The organism is Stenotrophomonas sp. SAU14A_NAIMI4_8, from assembly GCF_003086695.1.
In the GTDB taxonomy this organism is placed as follows: Bacteria; Pseudomonadota; Gammaproteobacteria; order Xanthomonadales; family Xanthomonadaceae; genus Stenotrophomonas.
On sequence record NZ_CP025999.1, the window covers coordinates 3,006,469 to 3,023,564 of the forward strand.

Genomic DNA, 17,096 nt, shown 5'->3' on the forward strand with positions numbered 1-17,096 from the left:
GACCCCCATTCATCGACCACTCAGGCCGCCAGAAGTTGCAAAGGAAACTGAGACTAAGACGCTGTATTTGTTGCAGTTTTGTGTATCGAACCGATTGATTTAGCAAACTCTTGTGACACAACCGTACATTTCCCGTTAAGACCGTGTTAGGTTCCGGTGACGTCAGGATGACGCATGAACATTTGCAGAACGTCGGCAGGGAAGTCCGGCGTTTCACACTTCTTAGGGGGATTCACTTGATGACGCACCATCGCTTGCCCGGTCGCCACCCGCTGACCAATGCACTGCTGGCCGGCCTGATGTTCGCCGCCGCCGCACCCGTCCTGGCACAGGAAGCCGCCCCGGGTTCCAACCCGGTTGATCTGGATCGCATCAGCGTGACCGGCTCGCGTATCGCGCGCACCGGCTTCGTCACCCCCTCTCCAGTGACGGCCATCACTGCCGAAGAAATCCGCACCACCGGCGCGCTGAACATCGGCGACCTGATGAACAAGATGCCGCAGTTGACCCCGAGCTACTCGCTGGGCAACTCCACGCGCTTCATCGGCACCGCCGGCCTGGGCCTGATGGACCTGCGTGGCATGGGCCCGTCGCGCACCCTGGTGCTGGTCAATGGCCGCCGCCACGTTGGCGCCAGCCCGGGCTCGACCTCGGTCGACGTCAACACCATTCCGGTGGAATGGATCGAGCGCGTGGAAGTCATCACCGGTGGCGCCTCGGCCGTGTACGGCGCCGACGCCGTGGCCGGCGTGGTCAACTTCATCATGAAGAAGTCGTTCGACGGCTACGAATTCCGTGGCCAGACCGGCAAGGCTGACGAAGGCAGCTTCGACCGCCGCTTCGCCAGCTTCTCCGCTGGCAAGCCGTTTGCCGATGGCCGTGGTAACGCCGCCATCGCAATGGAATACAGCGACCAGGGCCGCTTTGGCCGTGGTGATCGTGAAATCGGCCGCCGCTACCAGGTCTCGGTACCGAACCCGAACTTCGATCCGAGCCAGCCGCCGAGCGAGCGCAATCCGCAGACGGTCCTGGCCAGCCCGGGTGGTAACCATTCCACGTCCTACGGCGGCACCATGGACCTGGGCCAGATCACCATCTCGCCCACCGGCACCCGCTCGATCGCCTTCAACCGCAACAGCCGCTACCTGTTCAACGATGACGGCACGTTCCGCCGCAACCGTTACGACGGCACCATCGTCAGCACCAGCAGCTGCGTGGACTGCGACTTCGCCGACTTGAACGCCGTGGCCGACCTGCAGCCGTCGTTCGACCGTTTCAGCTTCAACACCATCGTCAACTTCGATCTGAATGACGATCACCGCTTCTTCTTCGAAGGCAAGTACACCAAGACCGAGTCGGAGTTCTATGGCCAGCCGGCCTTCGACACCGGCCTGCGCATCCGTCGCGACAACGCCTACATCTCCAACGAGCTGGGCGCCGTGCTCGATGCGCGCACCGTGCGCGTGCAGAACCGCGATGGCACCAGCACCGTGCGTGCCGTTTCGCGCGACCCGAATGCCGCCGAAAGCAACCTGGTCATGAACCGTTTCAACGTCGACGCAGGTCGTCGCGGTGAACAGATCGAGCGCCAGACCAGCCGCGTGGTGTTCGGCCTGGAAGGCAACCTGGGCGAGGACTGGACCTACGAGACCTCGGCCAACTTCGGCCAGACCACCATCGACCGCATCAACGTGAACAACCGCATCAACGAGCGTTGGCATGCGGGCATGGACGTGACCCGTGATGCCAGCGGCAACCTCGTCTGCCGCGCATCGCTGGACCCGAATGCGATCAACCCGAACACCGGGCAGCGCTACAACCAGGCCCTGATCGCTGGCTGCGTGCCGTTCAGCGTGTTCGGCAACGGTGCGATCTCGCAGGAAGCAGCTGATTGGTTCAACACCCGTTCGCTGAACCAGTCCAAGCTGAAGCAGCAGGTGTTCAGTGCCTCGGTGGCCAACAACTCGCTGTTCTCGCTGCCGGCCGGTGACGTCGGCTTCGCCGGCGGCGTCGAGTACCGCAAGGAACAGAGCCAGGAAAACACCGACGCGCTGTCCGCGCTGGGCCTGACCTTCCTCAACGCCATCCCCAGCCGTGGTGGTGAGTACAGCGTGCGCGAAGTGTTCGCTGAAACCTCGATCCCGCTGCTGGCTGACATCCCGCTGATCCGCCGCCTGAACCTGGACCTGGCCGGCCGTTGGTCGGACTACACCTCGGTGGGCGACACCAAGACCTGGAACGTCGGCCTGGACTGGGAAGTGCTGACCTCGCTGCGTATCCGCGGTACCTACGCCAGCGCGGTGCGCGCACCGAGCATCGGTGAGCTGTACAACCCGCAGTCGCAGAACTTCGCCGCCATCTCCGATCCCTGCAACACGCTGTCGACCAACGCCAACCGTCCGGCGACCGCCAAGGATCCGAGCCTGCGTGCCGCCAACTGCGCCGCGCTGGGCATTCCGAACAACTGGGTGGACACCTACAGCGCGAACCGCCCGGGCGTGAGCGGTGGTAACCCGAACCTGAAGCCGGAAGAAGCCAAGACCCTGTCGCTGGGCTTTGTCTGGCAGCCGGAATTCCTGCCGGGCTTCGGCATGTCGATGGACTACTGGCGCATCACCCTGACCGACGCGATCGGTTCGGTCAGTGCCCAGACCCTGGCCACCCGCTGCGTGGATTCGCCGGGGGGCGTGCAGAACAACCCGTTCTGCGATGCGATCAAGCGCGCACCGGTCGGTGGCTACACCTCGCCCACCGGCACCCCGTTCCCGGAATACAGCATCTACAACTGGACCGCTATTTCCGAGAACCTGGCCAAGTCGCGTCGCGTCGGCGTCGATCTGGAAATGGACTACCGCTTCGATCTGCTGGGTGGCTTCACCACCCTGCGCCTGGTCGGTACCCGTCTGATCCAGTCGCGTGAATGGGCGTTCCAGTCGTTCCCGGACGAGTTCACCGAATACGTGACCTACTACACCGATCCGCGCTGGCGCGGTCAGTTCAGCACCACCTACAAGCGTGGTGACTGGCGCGCGTCGTGGGACATGACCTACGTTGACGGCAACCTGCGCGTGACCCCGGACAGCTACAACTCCAACCCGGGTTCGCAGAGCCCGATCCGCAACCCGTCGTACCTGTACCACAACATGCAGGTTGGCTATAAGTTCCCGGGCTCGGGCATCGACGTCTACCTGGGCGTGGACAACGTGTTCGACAAGGATCCGCCGGTCAACTACTTCGGTGCTGACGCCGGTGCTGCGCTGTACGACAGCATTGGTCGCTACATGTACCTGGGCGTGACCTACAAGTTCTGATAGCGCTTCAGGCAGTACCCGGAAAGGGCGGCGCAAGCCGCCCTTTCCTTTTCCGTATCTGGCGGTCCGGCCAACGGCTGGGGGGTTTGCAATCGGCCATGACCTTCGACACCCTTGCAGGCCGGGCCGCAGGCGTATTGTTCGGCCCACGGCCGTCCATGCGGCCTTTCCCTGACTCACTCGGCCTGGAGGCCATTCAAGTGACCCGTACTCCCAAGATCGTGCTGCTGACCCTGGCCGTTTCGGCCGCGCTGGTCGGCTGCGGCAAGACTGATACCCCGGCAAAGGACGCCACCGCCTCCACGCCGGCCGCCACCGAAGCCGCCACCGCCTACAAGCTGGACGAGAGCAAGCTGCCGGCCTACAACGCCTTCCAGCCCGGTGACCTGGACGCCAGCAAGGACGCCTGCACCGCCTTCGGCGACTACGTGAACAGCAAGTGGCTGGCCGCCAACGAAATTCCGGGCGACCGCACCAGCTGGGGCGCCTTCACCATCCTGGACGAGCGTTCGGTGGCCGTGCAGCACCAGCTGGTCGAGCAGGTGGCGCAGGTGAAGAACCCGGACCACATTGAGAAGGTGGTCGGTGACCTGTGGGCCACCGGCATGGACGAGGCCAAGATCAACGCCCAGGGCATCGAGCCGCTGAAGGCCGACCTGGCCGCCATCGATGGCCTGCAGGACAAGGCCGCCATCGCCGACTACCTGCGCAGCAGCGCGGCCAAGGGCGAGAACGTGCTGTTCGGCTTCGGCGCCGAAGCCGACTTCAAGAACTCGGCCATGAACATGGCCTACGCCAGCCAGGGCGGCCTGGGCCTGCCCGATACCACCTACTACACCGACGCCAAGAACGCCGACAAGCTGAAGGCCTACCAGGCCCACGTGGCCAAGGTGCTGGAACTGTCCGGCGTGGCTGCGGCCGATGCGGCCAAGCAGGCCGAGGACGTGGTGAAGTTCGAAACCCGCCTGGCCAAGGCCTCCAAGTCGAGCGAAGAACTGTCGCGCGACGTGTCCCTGTTCTACCACCCGGTCACCCTGGCCGAGGCCGACGCGCTGACCCCGAACTTCAGCTGGACCGAGTTCTTCAAGTCGCAGAACGTCGCCGCGCCGGAGAAGTTCTCGCTGGCCATCCCGACCTTCCACCAGGAAGTGAGCAAGGCCCTGGCCGATACCGATCCGTCGATCTGGCGCGCCTACCTGCGCTTCCACACCGTGGATGGCGCCTCGCCGTACCTGTCCGAAGCCTTCGTGCAGGAAAGCTACAACTTCTACGGCAAGACCCTGAACGGCCAGAAGGAACAGAAGCCGCGCTGGAAGCGCGTGCTGGGCACCATTGAAAGCGACGCCGGCGAAGCCTTCGGCCAGCTGTACGTGAAGGTGGCCTTCTCGCCGGAAGCCAAGGCGAAGATGGAAGACCTGGTGAAGAACCTGGCCGCCTCGCTGAAGGACCGCATCCAGGGCCTGTCCTGGATGAGCGATGAAACCAAGGCCAAGGCCATCGCCAAGTGGGAAACCTTCACCCCGAAGATCGGCTACCCGGACAAGTGGCGCGACTGGTCGGGCCTGCAGACCAACCGTGACAGCTACCTGGGCAACGTGCGCGCGGCCACCGCGTTCAACTACCAGTACAACCTGTCCAAGATCGGCAAGCCGGTGGACAAGACCGAGTGGGGCATGACCCCGCAGACGGTCAACGCCTACTACAACCCGCTGCAGAACGAGATCGTGTTCCCGGCCGCCATCCTGCAGCCGCCGTTCTTCGACCCGAAGGCCGACGACGCCCTGAACTACGGCGGCATCGGCGCGGTCATCGGCCACGAAATGACCCACGGTTACGACGACCAGGGCAGCCGCTTCGGGCCGACCGGCAACTTCGAGAACTGGTGGACCGAAGGCGATTCGAAGAACTTCGCGGGCCTGACCGGCAAGCTGGTCAAGCAGTTCGACCAGTACAAGGTGGACGGCCAGGCGGTGAACGGCAAGCTGACCCTGGGCGAGAACATCGCCGACCTGGGCGGCCTGGCCACGGCCTACGACGCCCTGCAGAAGGCCAGCGCCGGCAAGGAAGACCCGAAGGTCGATGGCTTCAGCCGCGACCAGCGCTTCTTCTTCAACTGGGCCACCGTGTGGCGCACCAAGTACACCCCGGAAAACGCCAAGGTCCGCCTGGCCACCGACCCGCACGCCCCGGCGCAGTTCCGCGCCATGGGTGCGCCGTCGAACCTGCCGACCTTCGCCGCAGCGTTCCAGTGCAAGGCCGGTTCGCCGATGGCCCGCAGCGGCGATCAGCAGGTCGTGATCTGGTAAGCCACGGCTGAGGCTGCGGTAGACCTGCAAAGGCCCGGGACGTCCCGGGCCTTTGTTTTTCCGGGGGTCGGATCCCTTGCAGGCAACGCTATCCACGCATGGCGTGGATCTACTGCCGCGGGGTCGGATCCCTTGCGCGCAGCGCGAGGGCTCCGACCCCATGCACGCAAACCCCATCCACGCATGGCGTGGATCTACTGCCGGGGTCGGATCCCTTGCGCGCAGCGCCAGGGCTCCGACCCCATGTGGGCAAACGCAGCACCGCGTGACGCGTGCATGCCGTGCCCATGCCATGACCCCCGGTAGCGCCGGGCCATGCCCGGCGCACACCGCGTGACGCGTGCATGCCGTGCCCATGCACGGCTTGCTATAGTTCGCCCGCCCTCAATCCATCACGGATTCGTTCTACATGCCCAACTTCCGTCCGCTTGCCGTCGCCCTGGGCATCAGCCTGGCGACCCTGGTCCCGACCCACGATGCATTCGCCGCCAAGAAGAAGGCCGCGCGCGCGCCTGCCGTGAGCGCCCAGTGCAGCGATTTCTACGACGCCACCAACGCCGGCTGGCTGAAGGCCAACCCGGCCCCGCAGACCGGTGCTGCGACCGCGCTGGGCCAGCTGGTCGACCGCAGCCGCCAGCAGCAGCGTGACCTGCTGGAAGCCTCGATGAAGGCGCCGCAGGGCAACGTGCAGAAGCTGCTGGGCGACTTCTGGGCCAGCGGCCTGGACGAAGCCGCCGTGGAAGCGGACGGCTCGAACCCGATCGCCCCGCTGCTGACCCGCATCAATGCCATCAAGAAGGCCAAGGATGTACCGGCCTCGATCGCCGCGCTGCACCAGGTCGGTATCCCGGTGGCCTTCAACTTCGGCCCGGACGTGGACCTGAAGGCGCTGGACCGCCACATCGGCTACTTCATGCAGGGCGGCATGGGCCTGCCCGATCCGGCGTTCTACACCCGCACCGACGCCGACACCGTGGCCCTGATGGGCCGCTACCGCAACTACGTGAAGCAGATCCTGGCCCTGACCGGCACCCCGGCCGCCAAGCTGGATGCCGAAGCGCAGTCGGTCATCGCGCTGGAAACCGAACTGGCGCGCAACGCGCAGTCGCTGGCCGGCATCAACAACCCGTTCAACAACTACGCGCCGATCTCCACCAAGGATCTGAACAGCCGCTACCGCAACCTGCAGCTGGATGCCTTCCTGAAGGCGCAGGGTGTGAACGACGACCTGGTCTCGCTGGCCGACCCGCAGCTGTTCAAGCAGCTCGACGGCATGGTCACCAAGCTCAAGCCGGACCAGTGGAAGGCCTACCTGCGCTGGCGCGTGGGTGATTCGATGGCGCCGTACCTGTCCAAGGCCTACCGCGATGCGGAATTCGAATTCCGCGGCCGCGTGCTGCGCGGTGAAACCCTGCCGCCGCAGCGCTGGGAAAGCGTGCTGGACGCCATCAACGTGGCCGCCGGCCCGATGGTCGGCCGCGAATATGCCGCGCGTTACCTGTCGGCCGAAGACCGCCGCCAGGCGGCGTGGATTGTCGACAAGGTGCGTGAAGTGCAGATCGAGGCGGTGAAGAACAGCACCTGGATGAGCGCCGAGGCCAAGACCGAAGCGCAGGCCAAGCTGGCCGCGCTGAAGATCGAGATCGGCACCCCGCTGCGCGACCTGGACTACAGCGTGCAGCCGATGGGCCGTGGCTCGTTCGGCGGCAACATGCTGATCGCCTCGACCTGGCGCCACCGCGAAGAAATGAAGCGCATCGGCAAGGGCAACGCCGACCGCCGCTGGGACGTGCTGCCGCAGCAGCCGTCGCTGGCCTACGATCTGGCGCAGAACCGCCTGATCGTCACCGCCGCCATCCTGCAGGGCCCGGTGTTCAACGCCAAGGCCGACGCCGCCGACAAGTTCGGCAGCTTCGGCGGCCTGGTCGGCCACGAGCTGAACCGCGCCATCGATGCCAAGGGCGCGCTGGTGGATGCCAAGGGCGAACTGCGCAGCTGGTGGACGCCCGCTGACAAGACCGCCTGGACCCTGCTGGGCAGCCGCGTGGCCGCGCAGTACGGCGCCTATGAATTCCCCGGCGTGAAGGGTGCCAAGGTGAACGGCACGCTGACCCAGGAAGAAAACCTGGCCGACATCGCCGGCCTGGAACTGGCCTGGGCCGCCTACACCGCGCAGGAACCGAAGGCCAAGCCGGCCCAGCAGCAGGGCTTCTTCCGCGCCTGGGCCGCGCTGTGGCCGCAGCAGCTGTCGCCGAACGAAGCCGCGCGCCGCCTGACCGCCGACATCCGTGCACCGGGCCGCTGGCGCACCAACGGGCCGCTGTCGAACCTGCCGGCCTTCGGCGCGACCTTCAGCTGCAAGGCCGGCCAGCCGATGCAGCGCACCGACGCCGAACAGATCAAGGTCTGGCGTTGAAGGCAGCGGTGATGCAGTAACGGAAAAGGCGCCTTCGGGCGCCTTTTCCGCATGTGCCGAAGGGAGATCCACGCCATGCGTGGATGCCCGTCAACCCGGCTGCAACGTGCCCCGGTAATGCACGATGCGCCCCACCCCCGGCGCGCCGATCTCCACGTCGAACACGAAACGTCCATCCGCCTCGTACTCGAAGCTCTGGTCACCGGGCAGCAGTGCGCGCGGCAGCGGGATGCCCAGCACCGACCAGCTGCGCGGCACCAGCTGCAGCCGTCCGCCGTCCACCACCAGCGCCAAGGCGACCGCCACGGCACCGAAGCGCTCGACCAGCAGCGCCTCGTCACGCCCCTTGCCTTCGGTCTGCAGCGAAGAGAAGCGCTGCCCGTTGAAGGTGCGCGACCAACGCTCGCCGCCCGCTTCGGGGCTGAACTGCACGGTCACCGGCACGTTCGCAGCGGCGGCGGGGAAACCGAAGATGCTGCCCAGCATACGCGACAACACGCCGCGCCCGCGCTCCACCTGCGCCTGCCCCACCCAGCGCTGCGCCGCACCCGGCGCGTGCAGCGCCTGCACGGTGGCCGGCAATCGCGCATACGCATCGCCCAGCACGCGCTGGTACAGGCTGGCGCCGGGCATGTCGCGGCGGAACCCGGTGTGGATGGTGCGGCCGACAAACAGCTGTTCGTAGTCGGACAGTTCCAACGCGTGGGTGGCCGCGCGCGCGCCCGGTGCCGGCCGCTCACCGGCCAGCTGCTTGCGGATCACCGCTTCGATCGCCATCGACGGAATGTAGGGACCATCATCGGCTTCGGCCAGCAGGTGCCAGCTCTGTTCCATCGGCGCGCCGTTGCAGGTGCCCTGCGCACGCACGATCATGCCGCCGCGGTGTTCGCCGAACTTCATCAGGTTCAGCACGGTGTAGAACAGGCGCGAACACGGCTCCAGCGACGGCAGCTTGAAGCGCCAGCGCGCCTTCGCCAGCAGGTTCAGCACCCGGTGCAGCACTTCCGGCACCGGGCCGGCGCCCATCCAGATATCGGTCATGGCCGGGTGTTCGGGCGGCAGCACCTGCAGGTCCGGCACGTCCACCAGCGAAAAATGCAGGTTGCGCAGCGGCAGGCGCCCCGGCACCGCGACGGTGAAACGGCGGCTCTCGGCCAGACCAACGCCGTGGCCCTCGCGGCCCTGCCGGCGCAATTTCACCGGCGAACCGGCATAGCCCACCACCGCGCGCATCACGTTCAGGCCGATGCCTGCGAACGGCGACGGCGCGATACCACCTTCCACCCGCACAATGTCCATGCGCGTGGCCATCTGCCGCAGCACCGCAGCGGTCAGCACCGGGAAACTGCTGACCCCGGACAGCACGTACACACCGGCCGCCCGGGCCTGTGCATCGTAGGCGGACACACCGAACACGAAGTCGGCGGCATCGGCGAAATCCAGGTAATCGATGCCGGCGGCGATGCACGCTTCCACCGCGCTGTAGCGGTGTTCGCCGTAATCCTGGAAGGGGCCGGAGGCATCGACCACCAGGTCGGGGCGCTCGGCCTGCAGTACCGGGGCCAGTTGCCGCCGGTCCACCTGCAGCGGGCGTACCCGCGGCTGCCCCTGGTGGGCCGCGCAGAACGCCTGCGCCGCCGCCAGGTTACGGCCGGCAATCAACAGCTCCAACTGCGCAAGATCGGCCAGCAACCGCACCAAGCGCCCACCGAACACACCATACCCACCCAGAACCAGGATCTTCACGCGCCTTCCCTGTCGTGTCGTCGCGCCATGGTAGCGCGCTGCCTGCCGCTCCTGCAGCGCAGCACGATCCGGTGTTAACGGGCGCCGTGCTATCGCTGCGCCACCGTCCGCTGCGGAGCCCGACCATGGCCCACAAGAACACCATCTGCGTGTGGTACGACAAGGACGCCCTGGCGGCGGCCACCTTCTATGCCCAGACCTTTGCCGACAGCGCGGTGACCGCCGTGCATGCCGCACCCAGTGACTACCCCGACGGTCGCGAGGGCGATGTGCTGATGGTGGAATTCACCGTGTACGGCATTCCCTGCGTGGGCCTCAATGGCGGCCCGGCGTTCAAGCACAGCGAAGCGTTCTCGTTCCAGATCCAGACCGAGGACCAGGCCGAAACCGACCGGCTGTGGAACGCCATCGTCGGCAACGGCGGCCAGGAAAGCGAATGTGGCTGGTGCAAGGACCGCTGGGGCGTGTCCTGGCAGATCAGCCCGCGCGTGTTGATGGACGCGGTGACCAGCAGCGACAAGGCGCTGGCGCGACGCGCGTTCAACGCCATGATGCCGATGAAGAAGATCGACATCGCCACCATCGAAGCGGCCATCGCGCAGGCATGAACCACTGGGACGCGATCATCGTCGGTGGCGGCCACAATGGCCTGGTCTGCGCGGCCTATCTGGCCCGCGCCGGGCACAAGGTGCTGGTGCTGGAACGACGCGCGGTGCTGGGTGGGGCCGCCGTTACCGAAGAATTCCACCCGGGTTTCCGCAACTCGGTGGCCTCGTACACGGTGTCGCTGCTGCAGCCGAAGGTGATCGACGACCTGCAGCTGCACCAGCACGGGCTGCGCATCGTTGCGCGGCCGGTGAACAACTTCCTGCCGCTGGCCGATGGCCGCTATCTGCTGGCAGCACCGGGCCGCACCCAGGCCGAGGTGGCGAAGTTTTCCGCGCGCGATGCGCAGGCCCTGCCCGCCTATGAAGCCCGCCTGGAAATCTTCGCCGACGTGCTGCGCGCCTGGGCACTGCGCGCGCCGCCCGACCTGGGCGTGGACGCCGGCTGGCGTGCGCTGCCGGCCCTGTGGCAGATGGGCCGGCTGGGCCGCGAGCTGGCGGCGCTGGACCCGGCGCTGCGGCAGGAACTGCTGGACCTGTTCACCCTGTCGGCCGCCGAGTACCTGGACCGCTGGTTCGAGAGCGAACCGATCAAGGCGCTGTTCGGCTTCGACGGCATCGTCGGCAATTACGCCAGCCCGTATACGCCGGGCAGCGCCTACGTGCTGCTGCACCACGTGTTCGGCCAGTGCAACGGGGTGAAGGGCGCCTGGGGCCACGCGATCGGTGGCATGGGTGCGATCAGCCAGGCCATTGCCGCGGCCGCACGCGAGGCCGGCGCCGAACTGCGGGTCGATGCCGGCGTGCGCCACCTGCAGGTCGAACACGGGCGCGTGGTCGGCGTGGTGCTGGCCGACGGCAGCAGCGAGCGCGCCCATGCGGTGGTGGCCAACGTCAACCCGAAACTGCTGTACGAACAGTTGCTGGAACCGCAGCAGGTACCGTCGCCCACGCGCGAGCGCATGGCGCAGTGGCGCTGTGGCTCGGGCACCTTCCGCATGAACGTGGCGCTGTCTGCGCTGCCCGACTTCCGTGCCCTGCCCGGTCCCGGCCCACACCTGAGCGCGGGCATCATCCTGGCCCCCAGCCTGGACTACATGGATCGCGCGTGGCTGGATGCGCGCCGCGATGGTTGGTCGCGCGAGCCGATCGTGGAGATGCTGATTCCCAGCACCCTGGATGATTCGCTGGCGCCGCCGGGGCAGCACGTAGCCAGCCTGTTCTGCCAGCACGTCGCGCCGGTGCTGCCAGGCGGCATGCACTGGGATGATCACCGTGACACCGTGGCCGATCTGATGATCGCCACCGTCGATCGCCATGCACCGGGGTTCGCAGCCAGCGTGCTGGGCCGGCAGGTGCTGTCTCCACTGGATCTGGAGCGCACCTTCGGGCTGATCGGCGGCGACATCTTCCATGGCGCGCTCAGCGCCAACCAGCTGTTTTCAGCGCGGCCGATGGTGGGCCAGGCCGGTTATCGCGGCGCCCTGCCCGGTCTGTATCTGTGTGGGTCGGGCACCCATCCCGGTGGCGGCGTGACTGGTGCACCGGGGCACAATGCTGCGCAGGTGGTGTTGCAGGATCTGTGAGGTGGCCCGCATGGGTAGGTGCCAACCTTGGTTGGCACGCCTTTGCGTGTACCAACCAAGGTTGGCACCTACCGGACGTTTCGTGCCGACCAACGGTCGGCACCTACCCGCGTCAAATGATCCTTCGGATCATTTGACGCTGCGCAGGTGGTTCGGGCGCTTTGGCGGGCCGGGCGGGCGGCGCTTGTTGAACGGCGGTTGGCCGCGCCAGTAGCGGATCAGCAGCCAGCCGAACAGCATGCCGCCCAGGTGTGCGAAGTGGGCCACGCCCGGCTGCCAGCCGGTCATGCCCAGCACCAGTTCACCCACGCCGAACAGGATCACGAAGGTGCGTGCCTTCATCGGAATGGGCGGGAACAGCAGCATCACCCGCTGGTTCGGGAACAGCATGCCGTAGGCCAGCAGCAGGCCGAACACACCGCCGGATGCGCCCAGCACCGGTGCCGGGTTTTCCAGCAGCGAGCCGACCAGCAGCTGGCACAGGCCGGCGCCCACCACGCACACCAGGTAATAGATCAGGAACCGCTTCTCGCCCCAGGTCTGTTCCAGCGGCGCGCCGAACATGAAGACGGCCAGCATGTTGAAGAACAGGTGTCCGAAGCTGCCGTGCAGGAAACCATAGGTCAGCAGCTGCCAGGGCTGGAAATTGCCACCTGGCGAAAACGCATCGAAGCCCTGCTGCAGCGGTTGCAGCATGAACGGGGCAAAGGTCTGCATGCCGAGCAGGAACGGCTGCTGCAGCAGGAACAGGATCGCGTTGGCGATCAGCAGGGCCTTGGTAACGGTGGGCAGTCGCGGGAACATGGGATGACCGGCATGGAACGAACTCCATCATAGCCGGTGCAGGGTGTGGGTTTGACGACGCCGCCGCCGTGCCGGTTCAGCCGGCGGCGATGATCAGGCCGGGCCCCACAGCGCCGCGTCCAAGGCGGCGGCCGGGTCGATCGCCGGCATGCGCACGCGGCCGTTGGTGACTACCACGCCTTCGGCACGCAGGCGCTGCGCCTGTTCGCGCCAGCCCGCCGAGCCTTCGGCCATGGCGATGCGACCATCCGAACGCAGCACGCGGTGCCAAGGCAGGCTGGGATCGTCGTTCTGGCCCAGCACGCGTGCGGTCAGGCGGGCACGACCGGGCAGACCGGCACGCATGGCGACCTGGCCGTAGCCCATCACCTGGCCCGGCGGAATGGCATGGATCACCTGCAGGATGCGCGCGCGCGCCTGCTCCGGGGTCAGCGCCGCAGGCGCGTCACCAGCAGCACGCCGAGCAGGACCAGCACGGTGCCGGCGATCTGCGCCGGCCCCATCGGTTCGTCGAGCAGCCATAGGCTCATCACGATGGTGGAAACAGGGCCCAGCATACCCACCTGCGCGGCCAGCGACGAACCCACGCGCTGCACCGCCAGCATGATCGCCAGCACCGGCAGCACCGTGCACACCGTGGCATTGACCAGCGACAACCACTGCACCGGCGCCGGTGCCTGCCACAGCAGCGGCAGCGGGTGGGTTGCCGTGAAATGCAGCAGCACCAGCACGCTGGCCACGCAGCTGGCATAGGCGGTCAGCCGCACCGCGCCCACGCGCGCCACCACCTGCCCGCTGCCGAACAGGTACAGCGCATAGCTGAGCGCACTGCCCAGCACCAGCAGGCTGCCGATGATGATCTGCCCGCCCTCGCGCTGCAGGTCATGGCCGAAGGCCAGCAGCACGCCCAGGTAGCTGAGCACCAGCGCGGCGATCTGCCAGCGCCCCGGCCGCTGCCGTGCCAGCAGCACGTTGATCAGCAGCACCAGGGTCGGGTTCAAGTACAGGATCAGCCGTTCCAGGGTCACGCTGATGTACTGCAGCCCCTGGAAATCGAGCAGGCTGGACAGGTAGTAGCCGGTGAAGCCGAGCCACAACACGCGCGCACGGTCCGCCCAGGACAGCGGTTCGGCGCGGCGTGCGCTCCACAGCGCCATCAGCACGAACAGCGGCAGCGCCATCAGCATGCGCAGGGCCAGCAGCGTGGTCGCATCCACGCCATGGCGCAGGCCCAGCTTGACGATGATTGCCTTGCCGGAGGCCGCAACGGCACCTATCGCGGCCAGCCCGATGCCGCCCAGCGCGATGCGGGGCGAAGCGGTGGCGATGCGCGAAGACGGGCTGGACATGGGAACGGCAACAGGCCGCGCGGGGCGGCCAAGGGCAATCGTGGGGCACCCATTGTCGCACGCGCGGCGGGCCGCCCGCGGTAGAGTCGAGCTTGCTCGACTATGCGCGATCCATCAGTCGAGCAAGGTTGATCAGTCGAGCAAGCTCGACTCTACGACGTTACCGCATCAACACCACTTCTTCCGACGAGGTGGGATGGATCGCCACGGTGGCGTCGAACTGTGCCTTGGTCGCCCCCATCTTCACCGCCACCGCAAAGCCCTGCAGGATCTCATCGGCGGCCTCACCCAGCAGATGGATGCCGACCACGCGTTCTTCCGGGCCCGCGCATACCATCTTGAACAGGCTGCGCTGGGTGCCGTTGGCCAGCGCCTGCAGCATCGGCCGGAACCGGCTGTGGTAGACCGTTACCTGATCGAAGCATTCGCGCGCCTGCTGTTCACTCATTCCGACCGCGCCCAGCGGCGGGTGCGAGAACACCACGCTGGGCACGGTTTCGTAATCCATCTTCGATTCCGGCTTGCCACCGAACAGGCGGTCCATCAGGCGCCGCGCTGCAGCCACTGCCACCGGGGTCAGCCCGACCTTGCCGGCAATATCGCCCACCGCGTGCACGCTCGGCACCGCCGTGGTCTGCCATTCGTCGACCTGCACCTGGCGGTGCTCACCGATGCCGATGCCCAGCGCTTCCAGGCCCAGATCCGCACTGTTGCCGCGGCGGCCGGTAGCGAAGAACACCGCATCGAAGGCGCAGTCCAGCGCCCCCTGCGCGCCCACCACGCGCACCTGCTGGCCGTCGCGCTGCAGTGCCTTCAGGTCGAATTCGAAGCAGATGCGCACGCCCTGCTGGCGCAGGTTTTCGGCCAGCTGCTCGGTCAGTTCGTGGTCGAACCGGTCCAGCAGGCGCTGCCCGCGCACCAGCAGGCTGACCCGACTGCCCAGTGCCTGCAGCAGGCCGGCCAGTTCCACGGCGATGTAGCCACCACCGACGATCGCCACCTCGGCCGGCGCCGCGCGCAGATCGAAGAAATCATCCGATACCAGGCCCAGCTCGGCGCCGGGCACGTCGGGCCGCTGCGGGTGCGCGCCGGTGGCGATCAGGATGTGCTGGGCGCTGTAGCGCACGCCATCGGTGCAGGCCACGGTGTGCGCATCCAACAGGTGGCCGCGCGCAGGAATGCGCACCACGCCGGTCTCGTCCAGGCGCGCGTGGTAGCTCTTGTGGATGTTGGTGATGTAGGCCTGGCGGTGGATCACCAGCTCCTTCCAGGACAGCGCAGGACGCGCCGGCACATCGAAACCCATTGCGTGCGCCAGGCCGATACGCTCGGCCAGATCGGCCGCCAGCCACATCGCTTTCTTCGGCACGCAGCCGATGTTCACGCAGGTACCGCCCAGCTCGCCCGGTTCCAGCAGCGCCACCCGCTTGCCGTACTGCGCGGCGCGGATCGCGCCGGCCAAGCCGGCAGAACCACCGCCCAGCACGATCAGGTCATAGTCGAAGGGCGCAGTACTCATGGCAATCGCTCGCAGTCTGGGGAAACAACAACATCATCGGGGTACGCCACGCGCACGCGGCCAGCATGCCACGGAAGGCCGGCGGTTCAGCGTGAGTGATACGGCACGTCAGTCGGCCGCGCGGGCCTGGCGCATGACCGGCCACTGCCGATAGGTCATCGCCCGCCACAGCCATTCCACCGGCCCGAAGCGGAAACGACGCAGCCACACGTGGCTGATCGCCACCTGCGCCGCGAACAGCGCCAGCGCCAGCAGCAGCTGCCAGGCGCGCGGCACCTGCTCGAACGCCCCCAGCCCATAGTGGTAGAACAGCAGCGTGCACAGCAGCGACTGCAGCAGGTAATGGGTCAGCGCCATGCGCCCCACCGCGGCCAGGCCGCGCAGGGCCACGCGCCAGCGCACGATCCACGCCAGATAGCCCAGGCACATCGGCACCGCACCTATCGCCACCAGGGCCATGGCGGCGGTGGTGGGCAGATCGTAGGCACCGGGCTGCAGGTAGGGCTTCCAGTACGTGCCGGCCAGCGTCAGCAGCAGGCCCAGCGGCAGTGCGACCCAGCGCAGCAGTGCGTACAGGCGCGCAAAACGTTCCGGTGCGGCCAGTGCACCGCTGCTGGCGAACCAGCTGCCGAGCAGGAACATGCCCAGTACCTGCGGCCCGGAAATGATCATGCCGCCCAGCGCCACGCCGAACTCGTGCAGGCGCTGGCCATTGGCCTGCAGCCAGCTGCCCTGCCCGTACACCAGGCGTTGCTGGTCGATGCTCTGCTGGGCGTCGGCCAGCATCTTCTGCACGTCCTGCGGGGTGGCCATCGACACGATGGCACCCACCAGCAGCATCAGCAGCACGCCGCCCAGATAGACCGTGGCCCCCATCCAGGGCAGCCAGCTGCGCGGGGCTTCACGACAGGCCAGCAGCGGCAGCGACGCCAGCGCATACAGCACCAGGATGTCGCCGGACCAGACCAGCAGCGCATGGCACAGCCCGATCAGCAGCAGGCCCGCGCTGCGGCGCAGGTAGAACGGGGCGAAATCACGGCCGGCCGCTTCGGCGCGCTGGGCCATGACCGCGAAGCCGGCACCGAACAGCAGCGAGAACAGGGTGAAGAATTTGCCCTGCACGAACACGTAGACGAAGGCATCGGCCCAGTAGTCGATGCCCTGCCAGTGCGTGTCGATGCCGGTGAAGGCCAACTCCAGCGGGCCGGCGAAGGCCTCGATGTTCATCAGCAGGATGCCCAGCAGGGCCACCCCGCGCAGCACATCCAGCACGGCGATGCGTTCGCCGGAGGTAACCGGCTGCAGGGGAGGAAGTGCGGCGTTCACGGAACATCCGGTGGACAGGTCCGTCATTATGCCGCTGCCGGGCGCACTGCGGGCCTGCCCGCAGCCCGGCCCGGAAACACAACGGCCCGCCGAAGCGGGCCGTTGCGGGCATCACGATCGCGCAGCGA

At 67.1% G+C, this 17,096-nt stretch carries 11 protein-coding genes; 5 read left to right on the forward strand and 6 right to left on the reverse strand.

From position 1 onward, the window contains the following. Window positions 1–299 precede the first annotated feature (299 nt). The 3 genes from C1930_RS13880 to C1930_RS13890 all read left to right on the forward strand — a co-directional run bounded on the left by C1930_RS13880 (window position 300) and on the right by C1930_RS13890 (window position 8,033). Window positions 300–3,311 (forward strand): TonB-dependent receptor, encoded by a 3,012-nt coding sequence (locus C1930_RS13880; protein WP_234412786.1) that lies wholly within the window; start codon window positions 300–302, stop codon window positions 3,309–3,311. A gap of 158 nt (window positions 3,312–3,469) precedes the next feature. Next, a complete protein-coding gene (locus C1930_RS13885) occupies window positions 3,470–5,617 on the forward strand; it encodes a M13-type metalloendopeptidase (RefSeq protein WP_108757772.1) in 2,148 nt (715 codons plus the stop codon). A gap of 409 nt (window positions 5,618–6,026) precedes the next feature. After that, window positions 6,027–8,033: a M13 family metallopeptidase gene (locus tag C1930_RS13890; RefSeq protein ID WP_108756809.1), complete on the forward strand. Its 2,007-nt coding sequence runs from the start codon at window positions 6,027–6,029 to the stop codon at window positions 8,031–8,033. Between the two features lie 90 nt (window positions 8,034–8,123). Here the strand turns inward: C1930_RS13890 and C1930_RS13895 are convergent, their stop codons facing one another. Further along, window positions 8,124–9,779, reverse strand: coding sequence for an SDR family oxidoreductase (locus tag C1930_RS13895; RefSeq protein ID WP_108771979.1), 1,656 nt, complete (start codon window positions 9,777–9,779; stop codon window positions 8,124–8,126). Window positions 9,780–9,904: 125 nt separating this feature from the next. Between C1930_RS13895 and C1930_RS13900 the strand changes: the two genes are divergently transcribed. After that, window positions 9,905–10,387 (forward strand): VOC family protein, encoded by a 483-nt coding sequence (locus C1930_RS13900; RefSeq protein WP_108756811.1) that lies wholly within the window; start codon window positions 9,905–9,907, stop codon window positions 10,385–10,387. After that, window positions 10,384–11,970, forward strand: a complete 1,587-nt coding sequence (locus C1930_RS13905; protein WP_108771980.1) for an NAD(P)/FAD-dependent oxidoreductase — start codon at window positions 10,384–10,386, stop codon at window positions 11,968–11,970. Before C1930_RS13900 ends, C1930_RS13905 begins: the two co-directional genes overlap by 4 nt. 129 nt (window positions 11,971–12,099) lie before the next feature. On the opposite strand, the gene C1930_RS13910 is transcribed toward C1930_RS13905, so the two are convergent. The 5 genes from C1930_RS13910 to C1930_RS13930 form a co-directional block, all read right to left on the reverse strand. Beyond that, complete coding sequence (locus tag C1930_RS13910) at window positions 12,100–12,774, reverse strand: rhomboid family intramembrane serine protease (protein WP_108750266.1); 675 nt, start codon at window positions 12,772–12,774, stop codon at window positions 12,100–12,102. Between the two features lie 93 nt (window positions 12,775–12,867). After that, entirely contained in the window at window positions 12,868–13,296 is a 429-nt protein-coding gene (locus C1930_RS13915; protein ID WP_234412666.1) for an MGMT family protein, read from the reverse strand. Next, on the reverse strand, window positions 13,203–14,123 hold the full coding sequence (locus C1930_RS13920; RefSeq protein WP_108771981.1) for a DMT family transporter: 921 nt from the start codon (window positions 14,121–14,123) through the stop codon (window positions 13,203–13,205). The genes C1930_RS13915 and C1930_RS13920 overlap by 94 nt, the downstream gene beginning before the upstream one ends. A gap of 160 nt (window positions 14,124–14,283) precedes the next feature. After that, the gene (gene gorA, locus C1930_RS13925; protein ID WP_108771982.1) at window positions 14,284–15,642 is read right to left on the reverse strand and encodes a glutathione-disulfide reductase; all 1,359 of its coding nucleotides are present in this window, start codon (window positions 15,640–15,642) and stop codon (window positions 14,284–14,286) included. 108 nt (window positions 15,643–15,750) lie between these two features. Beyond that, window positions 15,751–16,995 (reverse strand): DUF418 domain-containing protein, encoded by a 1,245-nt coding sequence (locus C1930_RS13930; RefSeq protein ID WP_108771983.1) that lies wholly within the window; start codon window positions 16,993–16,995, stop codon window positions 15,751–15,753. Window positions 16,996–17,096: the final 101 nt, after the last annotated feature.

Coding starts and splice junctions, on each gene's coding strand:
- C1930_RS13930 (WP_108771983.1), bottom strand. CDS start 16,995: ATGACGGACCTGTCCACCGGATGTTCCGTGAACGCCGCACTTCCTCCC.
- C1930_RS13920 (WP_108771981.1), bottom strand. CDS start 14,123: ATGTCCAGCCCGTCTTCGCGCATCGCCACCGCTTCGCCCCGCATCGCG.
- C1930_RS13900 (WP_108756811.1), top strand. CDS start 9,905: ATGGCCCACAAGAACACCATCTGCGTGTGGTACGACAAGGACGCCCTG.
- C1930_RS13910 (WP_108750266.1), bottom strand. CDS start 12,774: ATGTTCCCGCGACTGCCCACCGTTACCAAGGCCCTGCTGATCGCCAAC.
- C1930_RS13890 (WP_108756809.1), top strand. CDS start 6,027: ATGCCCAACTTCCGTCCGCTTGCCGTCGCCCTGGGCATCAGCCTGGCG.
- C1930_RS13880 (WP_234412786.1), top strand. CDS start 300: ATGTTCGCCGCCGCCGCACCCGTCCTGGCACAGGAAGCCGCCCCGGGT.
- gorA (WP_108771982.1), bottom strand. CDS start 15,642: ATGAGTACTGCGCCCTTCGACTATGACCTGATCGTGCTGGGCGGTGGT.
- C1930_RS13885 (WP_108757772.1), top strand. CDS start 3,470: ATGCGGCCTTTCCCTGACTCACTCGGCCTGGAGGCCATTCAAGTGACC.
- C1930_RS13905 (WP_108771980.1), top strand. CDS start 10,384: ATGAACCACTGGGACGCGATCATCGTCGGTGGCGGCCACAATGGCCTG.
- C1930_RS13915 (WP_234412666.1), bottom strand. CDS start 13,296: ATGGCTGCTCGACGAACCGATGGGGCCGGCGCAGATCGCCGGCACCGT.